The 8,745-nt window shown below is 40.4% G+C and carries 9 protein-coding genes; all 9 read left to right on the top strand.

From position 1 onward, the window contains the following. Window positions 1-237 precede the first annotated feature (237 nt). Window positions 238-375: a hypothetical protein gene (locus V7121_RS23380; protein ID WP_335502933.1), complete on the top strand. Its 138-nt coding sequence runs from the start codon at window positions 238-240 to the stop codon at window positions 373-375. 26 nt (window positions 376-401) lie between these two features. Next, on the top strand, window positions 402-560 hold the full coding sequence (gene fbpA / locus V7121_RS25030; RefSeq protein ID WP_420490639.1) for a Fur-regulated basic protein FbpA: 159 nt from the start codon (window positions 402-404) through the stop codon (window positions 558-560). A gap of 114 nt (window positions 561-674) precedes the next feature. After that, window positions 675-1,001 (top strand): MerR family transcriptional regulator, encoded by a 327-nt coding sequence (locus V7121_RS23375; RefSeq protein ID WP_335502930.1) that lies wholly within the window; start codon window positions 675-677, stop codon window positions 999-1,001. A gap of 202 nt (window positions 1,002-1,203) precedes the next feature. Beyond that, the gene (locus V7121_RS23370; protein ID WP_335502927.1) at window positions 1,204-2,463 is read left to right on the top strand and encodes an ammonium transporter; all 1,260 of its coding nucleotides are present in this window, start codon (window positions 1,204-1,206) and stop codon (window positions 2,461-2,463) included. Between the two features lie 74 nt (window positions 2,464-2,537). After that, a complete protein-coding gene (locus V7121_RS23365; RefSeq protein ID WP_335502925.1) occupies window positions 2,538-3,494 on the top strand; it encodes a DUF294 nucleotidyltransferase-like domain-containing protein in 957 nt (318 codons plus the stop codon). Window position 3,495: 1 nt separating this feature from the next. Continuing rightward, the gene (locus V7121_RS23360) at window positions 3,496-4,227 is read left to right on the top strand and encodes an exonuclease domain-containing protein (RefSeq protein ID WP_335502922.1); all 732 of its coding nucleotides are present in this window, start codon (window positions 3,496-3,498) and stop codon (window positions 4,225-4,227) included. 409 nt (window positions 4,228-4,636) lie between these two features. Then, the gene (ilvE, locus tag V7121_RS23355; protein ID WP_335502919.1) at window positions 4,637-5,545 is read left to right on the top strand and encodes a branched-chain-amino-acid transaminase; all 909 of its coding nucleotides are present in this window, start codon (window positions 4,637-4,639) and stop codon (window positions 5,543-5,545) included. Window positions 5,546-5,555: 10 nt separating this feature from the next. After that, a complete protein-coding gene (gene ilvD, locus V7121_RS23350) occupies window positions 5,556-7,226 on the top strand; it encodes a dihydroxy-acid dehydratase (protein ID WP_335502915.1) in 1,671 nt (556 codons plus the stop codon). A gap of 489 nt (window positions 7,227-7,715) precedes the next feature. Continuing rightward, window positions 7,716-8,745, top strand: a 1,030-nt coding sequence (locus V7121_RS23345) for a thiamine pyrophosphate-binding protein (protein WP_335548086.1), incomplete at its 3' end; no start/stop codon positions are given.

Raw genomic sequence — 8,745 nt, 5'->3', positions numbered from 1 at the left:
CGCTGGAGCTAGACATTAAACTAAGTTCAAAAGCATAAACCTCATATTTTTAAGTGAAGCGGAAGAACCGGGCATATGCTCGGTTCTTTTGGTTTCAAATCATACATAGTGAGATTTTTTCACCAACTTAAAGGCTAAATTCAAAAATGCTGTCAGCATTTCTAACAAACCCACTGACAAAAAGCAAAAATTCAGTTAACTTTTCATTATAAACCACGGGAGAAAGGAAGATTTCAAATGTATCGAAGAATGGATATTAAACTCGCTGAAAGAATCCTTCAATTAGATAAATTAAGAGATGAATTGTATGAGGAACTGATGAAAAAAATGGGTTCCCAAGCAAATGAACTGTTAAGAAGACTTCAAAATTACTAATTTCAGTTTGAAAGGGGTGATTAAAGATGTCAACTCACTTGCGTAAAGGTCTCGAGCGCCTTCGACAGTTTTATATTATGAAGTTGTTAGAATCTGACATCTCTGATTCTACTGACCTCGAACTTTATTCCCTTACCTTCACTGAACTGGAAAGTTTATATAATAAAATATTCTCCCCAAGGTAACTTCTTCTGCTCAAACAAAATAATTTAAAAAACCAGTCCCATGTGAGAAAATCTAACATATAATATTTTAAAAGCTAAAAAACTGTAAACAATAGGGTGTGGTGAGCGGTAGAAATGGGAAAAGACCAATCATATAAAGATAAAAAGGTAATCACAATCGGGATTGTTCGGGATCTCACCGGTCTCTCGGAACGACAAATACGTTATTATGAAGAAAGAAGACTTATTTTTCCAGAAAGATCAGCTGGAGGAAGCCGCAAATTTTCGTTTTCAGATGTTGAATTGCTGATGGATATTGCTAACAAAATTGAGGACGGTATTCAAACACATGATATCAGGAAAGAAATGCTGCGTGAACAAAAGAAACACAACCAAGAAGATGTTCGCAGAAAGATGATCCAAGGACAACTCAATGCGCAATTTGGTTTACGGAAAAAATAAGCAGCAACACTTGCCCCATTCCACCTTTAGGAATGGGGCTTTTTATTATTCCTATTTGTTCACTCCCCATAATTAATTGCACAATCATCAAAAACCATGTTAGATAACCTTCCAAACTTATAGAAACCAATCTTGAATCATGTAAGAATACTAACATAGCAAATGTTAAGAAAATTAACATCATTTAAAAGGGGGAGAATAAATGGATACTTTATTCTTAATGAACAGTCTTTGGGTAATGCTAGGTGCGATACTTGTCATTTTAATGATCGGTGGTTTCATCCTGTTAGAAACAGGTTCAACCCGTATGAAAAACGCAGGACATATTGCTGGTAAAACTATTCTCACATTTAGTATTAGCTCGATTGTATTTTGGGCAGTTGGATTCGGATTAATTTTCGGTAAAGGAAATGCTCTTATAGGATTTTCAGACTTCTTATATTCTGGCTACGATATCGATAGTTTATCACTCTCTGGTTCAGTTTTCTTTTTATTCCAATTAGCTTTTGCAGGAATTTCATTAACAATCGCATTTGGAGGTTTTGCTGAACGAGCAAAATTGGCAGTATATCTAATATTCGCGGTATTATTTTCTGTTATAGTTTATCCTCCTATTGCTCACTGGATTTGGGGTGGCGGCTGGTTAGCAGAGATTGGTCAACAAGACTTCGCCGGTTCAACCGTTGTTCACTTAACTGGTGCAATGGCGGCATTGGCAGCTACACTTCTATTAAAACCACGTATTGGAAAATTTAATAAAGATGGTTCGGCCAATAATCTAGCTGGTCATAACCAAGTATTTACCGCTTTAAGTGTTTTACTTTTATGGGTCGGCTGGTTCGGATTTAACGCAGGCAGCACATTATCCGTTGACAAAGGCTTTTTCGGATTCGTCGCACTAAACACAAACCTTGGTGCTGCTGCCGGTACTGTTGCAGCAATGATCATCTCTTGGATCGTATTGGGTAAGGCCGATGTTCCAATGATGTTAAACGGGGCATTAGCAGGTCTTGTAGCGATTACTGCCTCTTGTGCATTTGTTGATACTTGGGCAGCTGTACTGATTGGTTTTATCTCTGGAATTCTTGTATTTTATAGCATTCGCTTCTTTGAAAACAGAGGAATTGATGATCCGATTGCAGCCCTCTCTGTACACGGTACAGCTGGTGTCTGGGGAACTTTATCGACTGGTTTCTTTGCAACAAAAGAATTAGCGACTGTTGGAAAACCTGGATTATTTTATGGCGGAGGCTTCCACCAGTTGGGAGTTCAAGCATTGGGCGTTATCGCCTCAGGTGCCTTCGCCTTGATCGCATCCTTTATCTTGCTCGCATTGATTAAAAAGGCAATGAACGGCTTGCGTGTAACGGAAGAAGAAGAGATTATGGGCTTAGATATCAGCGAACACGGAAGCTATGGTTACCCAGAGTTACTTAAAGCAGAACAAACAAAAGCTCTTTAAATAAATTATAAAAAGTGTGCAAGACCGATTTAGGGCTTGCACGCTTATATATTTTTTAACAGGAGGTGAGCAACATGGCTATCGAAACCTACGCAGCAATTGCTGAATTTAGAAAAATCCAGATGAAGACCGCTGCGAGAGATCATTTTACATTAAACGAACTCCACGACAAGATAATCAATCAGGTATTGGAGATATCACTACAAGAAGTCCTTGCTCGATACGGTCCTCCGCCCTCTCCTTTTTCATTTTTTGTAATGGGGAGTGCAGGCCGCTTGGAACAATCGGTTTGGAGCGATCAGGATCATGGCATCATTTATCTCAATCCAACTGCGGAAGCGAAAACTTACTTTCTATCATTAGGAAAGGAAATTTCCAAAGGTCTCCATCAGGCTGGCTATCCATATTGTGATGGCGGGGTAATGTCGGGTAATCCCTTCTGGTGCAAAGCACAGACAGAATGGGAGAAACAAATATCGAACTGGATAGCAGAAGCCTCATGGGAATCGTTGCGCTACCTGCTAATCTTTATCGACGGACGCTCTTTTTATGGTCAGCATCAACTCATGGAACAGTTAAAAACATTTGCCTATCAGAACGTTCAAAAAGAACAAATTCTTTCAAGAATTTATAAGAATACACTTCATTTTAAAAAAGGAGTTGGCGTCTTAGGTCAGATTTTAGTGGATACACACGGGATTCATACTGGATCACTTAATCTAAAGGAAACCACCCTATTCCCTTACATTAATGCCGTTCGTCTTTTAGCAATAAGAGATCATGTCCTAGATACCTCTACCCTTGCAAGGCTCGACAAACTACAAATTCATGACAAGGACCTCTATAAGAACATGTTTTTAAAACTGCTAAACTATCGACTTCAATATGCTAGTCACACCGATTATGAATCAGGACATTTTCTACCAGTCGACAAGCTGACTAAAGAGCAAAAAAATGAGATAAAAGACATCATAAAACATGGGACTAACCTACACCAGTACGCAGGAAAACTAATTGATAAGGAGGGATAAGATGAGAATCAATGATTTAGCTCAATATTTCAGGCAAATCTCCGGCAAGGTCAGCTCAAATATATATGCCGGCTTTCAAGGGCAGGCTAATCCTCAGCAACTATCATTCATCCGGCAGCTGCAAAAAGAAATGAAAGTAAAGAACAACTTGGACACCCCGCTTAGTGAATTAGAAGTAGTTGTATTTGATTTAGAGACTTCTGGCTTCTATCCAGAAAAGGGGGATTTTGTTTTATCAATTGGAGCAGTCAAAATGACCGGTCAGCATATCGAGGAGAAGGATACTTTCTATTCTCTTATCCAATCAGACCTGCCCCTATCGGAGGAAATTTCCATATTGACGAATATAAATGAGAAACAATTGCGTGATGCCCCATCGGCCAGGGATGTTTTAATTCAATTTTTTCAATACACACAGAGTCATATTCTGGTTGCACACCATTCTATACATGAAAAGTCATTTATGCAGAAAATGACCTGGGATCACTTAAAGTCGAGATTCGAACATCGAATCATTGATACTTCCTTCTTAATTCGCCTATCTGATTCATCTTTGAAATCATTACCGCTTGAAGAAGTCTGCACCAAATGCGGAATTGCCATAGAAAATCGTCATCATGCACTTGGCGACGCCATGCTGACAGCACAGATTTGGAGCAGTTATTTACAATTAGCGTTGCAAAACGGGTATAGCAATTTAAGGGAAGTGTATGAACATCTTGCAAAGCTTTGAGCCCAAAAACACTATCTTACACTAGTGTTTTTTGGTTAATAATTAAATAATTCCCATCCAAAATTCAATTGACTTTACAACATCTCCATCTTACTTACCACTGATTATTCCCCCTATTTCATTCCCTACCGCGGACTGAATAACCCCAAAATAAAAAAATTTCAAAAAACTTTTTTTGGGCTTTTTCCTTATTACAACAATGATGTAAACGCTAACAATTTTCCTGATTTGTTTGAATTGTCAGATTTTTATGTTGACCATGTTTTCGATTGGTTGTATGATTATCGAAAATAATCAACTATTCAGAAACAAACAATACTCCTTATCAATGGAGTTGGGGTAAGGCAATTCTTTTTAAAATGATGTTTAGTCATTTAAAGCGGTTTATCACAAAAGAGGAGTGGTTAGGTTGGGGAGTCAATGGATTTTCCTTGGCGGAGAGTTCGTCAAGAAAGAAGATGCTGTAGTTTCAGTTTTTGATCATGGTTTTTTATATGGTGATGGAGTTTTTGAAGGCATACGCGTATATAGCGGAAACGTCTTTAGACTCGATGCTCATTTGAAAAGACTATTTGAATCAGCACAATCCATTATGCTGAATATTCCTTACACACAGGAGGAAATGACGCAATTAATCGTCGATACTATTAAAAAAAATCAGCTAGAAAGTGCGTATATTCGTGTCGTTGTTTCTCGTGGAAAAGGGAATCTCGGCCTAGACCCTTCATCCTGCTCGAAGCCAAGTGTCATCATTATTGCTGAAGAATTGACCATGTATCCGAAAGAGTATTACGAACGTGGAATTAAAATCGCATCGGTTCCTAGTCGAAGAAATCGCCCAGATGTTCTTAGTCCACAAATTAAATCACTTAACTACTTAAATAATATTCTTGTAAAACTAGAGGCCAATCAAGCTGGTGTAGAGGAAGCATTAATGTTGAATGATCAAGGTTATGTTACTGAAGGCTCAGCTGATAATATCTTTATTGTAAAAAATGGTGTCATTTATACTCCCCCTGTTTATTTAGGAGCGCTAGAAGGGATTACCCGCAATGCCATCCTAGATATAGCAAGAGCTAAAGGCTTGGATGTTAGAGAATCTCCATTCACTAGACATGATGTCTATGTGGCGGATGAGGTGTTCTTAACTGGTACAGCCGTCGAGGTTATCGCTGTAATTGATGTAGATGGCCGCAAAATTAAAGATGGAAAACCAGGTGAAGTCACCCAGATTCTATTGGAGGAGTTTAGGAAAATTGTAACAACAGACGGAGTGGCTTGTTACCCCGAAGGTGCAAACCATGCAATCGTCAGTTAGGAGCTAAAAAATGCGTAGCGATATGATTAAAAAGGGAATTGATCGGGCACCCCACCGCAGCCTTTTATATGCAACGGGGGTCAAAACGAGTGATCTTGAAAAGCCATTTATCGGTGTTTGTAACTCGTTTATTGAAATTATCCCAGGACACAAACATCTTAATCATTTCGGTGAGATTGTTAAAGAAGCAATTCGTGAAGCTGGCGGTATTCCTTTCGAATTTAACACAATTGGTGTTGATGATGGAATTGCGATGGGTCATATTGGAATGCGTTATTCTCTCCCAAGCCGCGAACTAATTGCTGATAGTGCTGAAACAGTTATTAATGCTCATTGGTTTGATGGGGTTTTCTACATTCCAAACTGTGACAAGATTACACCAGGAATGTTAATGGCAGCCGCAAGAACCAACGTCCCTTCTGTTTTTGTTTCAGGTGGGCCAATGGAAGCAGGCGTTTCACCATCAACCGGAAAGAACCTTTCGCTTACTTCAGTATTTGAAGGTGTTGGGGCTTACCATAACGGAACCATCAGTCAGCAGCAGCTGCTGGACATTGAAACAAATGCCTGCCCAACCTGTGGGTCATGTTCCGGAATGTTTACCGCTAATTCAATGAACTGTCTAATGGAAGTATTAGGAATGACCGTTCCCGGAAACGGAACAATCATTGCAACTTCTGATGAAAGACATGAATTAATTCGTCAAGCTGCAAGGCATTTAATAGATCTAGTCAAAAAAGATATTCGCCCGCGTGACATTATCACGAGAGAAGCAATCGATAATGCCTTTGCCCTTGATATGGCGATGGGTGGTTCAACAAATACCGTGCTTCATACATTGGCAATCGCCCATGAAGCCGGAATTGAATACGATTTACGTGAGATTAACAAAATCGCTGAAAGAGTTCCTTATCTGGCAAAAATAATGCCAGCATCCGATTATTCAATGGAGGACATTCATCACGCAGGCGGGGTTAGTGCCATTATTAATGAACTTTATAAAGTTGAAGGCGCCTTGCATGATAACTGCTTAACCATTACAGGAAAAACACTTTCAGAAAATGTGAAGGAAGCAAAAATCACGAATGAAACTGTCATCCGGACAAAAGACAATCCATATAGCCCTGTTGGTGGACTATCCATCCTATATGGAAACATTGCTCCAGATGGAAGTGTAATTAAGGTTGGTGCCGTTGATCCTTCGATAAAAACATTCCTAGGTGAAGCAATCGTTTTTGAATCCCAGGATGAGGCACAAGAAAATATCAACAATGGGACCGTTCAAGCAGGACACGTGGTAGTTATCCGTTATGAAGGGCCAAAAGGCGGACCAGGAATGCCTGAAATGCTTGCCCCTACCTCCGCAATAATGGGGCGGGGATTAGGTAAGGAAGTAGCACTTATTACAGATGGGCGCTTCTCCGGAGCCAGCCGTGGCATCTCCATTGGTCATATTTCACCTGAAGCAGCAGAAGGCGGACCAATTGCCCTAGTTGAAAATGGTGACAGAATCTTAATCGATCTTGAAGCACGCTCGATTGAACTTCTTGTCGATGATGAGGTATTAGCTGAACGACAGAAGGTATGGGTAAAACCAGAGCCAAAAATCAAAACAGGTTATCTTGCAAGATATGCAGCACTCGTAACATCTGCCAATACCGGAGGAATCATGAAGATATAAAATGTTCATATCAATGGGAACTAGTAGTACCCCTCCCCTTCCTCAGGAAGTTAAGGTACTAAAAGCGTTAAATGAATATCATTTGACAAAAAAATATCCATAAATCGATGACGGGAATAAAGGAATAAGATTTCGTATTTTCAGAGAGCTGGGGTTGCTGGAAGCCCAGTAATACAACTTATTCCGACATCATCCCTGAGTGTTGAGCCGAACAATTCTGACTTAAGTAGGCTCAATCGGGTGTCTATCTTTGAACACCTGTTACAAAAAGAAGCGTTCTTTGTTTAAAGTTCGCTTCATAAGGCAGTATCCGTAAGGATGCTGTGAAACCGGGTGGTACCGAGAAAATGAAAGGCCTTTTCTCCCCGATTATTCTGCTTTTGATGTTCTTAACTGCAGTTTATTCAGGGAGAATAGGGCCTTTTTTACTATGTATAAAACAGAGTACTTTTAAATACTCATTTAACCCTAACAAGGAGGGATTACGACGTGAAAGTAGAAGCAAAAAAGCTTGAGGTCCAAACAACTACAGAGCTGAGGACCGGTGCAGACCTTCTCATCGACTTACTGAAAAAAGAAGGTGTAGAAACTCTGTTTGGATATCCCGGAGGTGCCGTACTTCCAATTTACGATGCCATTTACCGCGCCCAGGGGACCATCAAGCATGTTCTCTTCCGACATGAACAAGGAATGATCCATGCCGCTGAAGGCTATGCACGAGTTACCGGCAAACCTGGAGTTGTGATTGCTACCTCAGGACCGGGGGCAACCAATTTGGTTACTGGTATCACCGATGCCATGATGGATTCATTACCACTCGTAATATTCACTGGGCAGGTTGCTCGCAGCGTAATTGGAACAGATGCCTTCCAAGAGGCTGATGTGATGGCGATAACTACACCGATTACAAAGCATAACTATCAAGTACAATCAATCGCGGACTTACCTAGAATTGTCAAGGAGGCTTTCCATATCGCTTCTACTGGGCGGCCAGGTCCAGTCTTAGTCGATATTCCTAAAGATATCTCTGCCGGATTTTTATCGGAAGAGCCTGAAGAAGCAAGCATTAATTTACCTGGATACCAGCCAACAACCAAACCAAATCCATTCCAAATTAAAAAGCTAGCTGATTCCATTTCAAAGGCAATCAAGCCTGTTATCCTATCAGGGGCGGGCGTTCTCCATGGAAGGGCATCAGCCGAACTTACTGCTTTTGCAGAAAAACACCAGCTCCCAGTCGTCACTACCTTACTCGGACTTGGTACCTTCCCTGCTGACCATGCTCTCTCATTAGGAATGGGTGGAATGCACGGTACTTATGCAGCAAACATGGCGATTTACGAATCTGATTTGTTGATTAACTTTGGGGCCCGATTCGATGACAGACTAACAGGAAATCTTAAGCACTTTGCACCATATGCGAAAGTTGCCCATATTGACATCGACCCTGCTGAAATTGGTAAAAATGTACCAACCCAAATTCCAATCGTCTCTGACACCAAAGAGGCTCTAAACGAGC

Source organism: Neobacillus drentensis (assembly GCF_036962125.1).
GTDB classification, from domain to species: Bacteria; Bacillota; Bacilli; order Bacillales; family Cytobacillaceae; genus Neobacillus; species Neobacillus drentensis_B.
The sequence above is the reverse complement of the archived record's forward strand: the minus strand, read 5'-3'. Positions and strand labels throughout refer to the sequence as shown.

Coding starts and splice junctions, on each gene's coding strand:
- V7121_RS23380 (WP_335502933.1), top strand. CDS start 238: ATGTATCGAAGAATGGATATTAAACTCGCTGAAAGAATCCTTCAATTA.
- V7121_RS23360 (WP_335502922.1), top strand. CDS start 3,496: ATGAGAATCAATGATTTAGCTCAATATTTCAGGCAAATCTCCGGCAAG.
- ilvD (WP_335502915.1), top strand. CDS start 5,556: ATGCGTAGCGATATGATTAAAAAGGGAATTGATCGGGCACCCCACCGC.
- V7121_RS23365 (WP_335502925.1), top strand. CDS start 2,538: ATGGCTATCGAAACCTACGCAGCAATTGCTGAATTTAGAAAAATCCAG.
- V7121_RS23370 (WP_335502927.1), top strand. CDS start 1,204: ATGGATACTTTATTCTTAATGAACAGTCTTTGGGTAATGCTAGGTGCG.
- fbpA (WP_420490639.1), top strand. CDS start 402: ATGTCAACTCACTTGCGTAAAGGTCTCGAGCGCCTTCGACAGTTTTAT.
- V7121_RS23375 (WP_335502930.1), top strand. CDS start 675: ATGGGAAAAGACCAATCATATAAAGATAAAAAGGTAATCACAATCGGG.